Origin of the sequence: Vibrio sp. 10N.222.49.C9 (genome assembly GCF_041474985.1) — a bacterium.
Taxonomy (GTDB): domain Bacteria; phylum Pseudomonadota; class Gammaproteobacteria; order Enterobacterales; family Vibrionaceae; genus Vibrio; species Vibrio crassostreae_C.
Genome location: NZ_JBFRVD010000966.1, coordinates 1 through 362 on the forward strand (window position 1 = coordinate 1; position 362 = coordinate 362).

At 48.6% G+C, this 362-nt stretch carries 1 protein-coding gene; it reads left to right on the forward strand.

Going from position 1 to position 362, the window contains the following annotated elements; translation table 11 throughout:
• The coding region (locus AB4585_RS26440; protein WP_372171723.1) for a carbohydrate ABC transporter permease at positions 1–362 on the forward strand (362 nt) is incomplete at both ends.

Below are 362 nucleotides of genomic sequence, written 5' to 3' on the forward strand. Positions count from 1 at the left end.
CAGTGGCTTTATCGACGCTGGCAGGCTTTGCTCTGGCTAAATACCGCTTCTCAGCCAATATCTGGATCTTTGCTCTTTTTATCGGCGGCAACTTTGTGCCGTTTCAAATCTTAATGATCCCAGTGAGAGACTTAACCATTGCGTTTGGTCTCTACGATACTCACTGGGCTCTGATCTTCTTTCATATCGCCTTTCAAGCCGGATTTTGCACCCTGTTTATGCGCAACTTTATTGTTGGGATACCCGATGCTCTGATTGAAGCGGCGCGAGTGGAAGGGGTGAAGGAGTGGCGCATATTTTGGTATGTGGTTCTGCCTTTAGTCAGGCCGGCCTTAGCAGCCTTAGCTGTGCTGGTATTTACC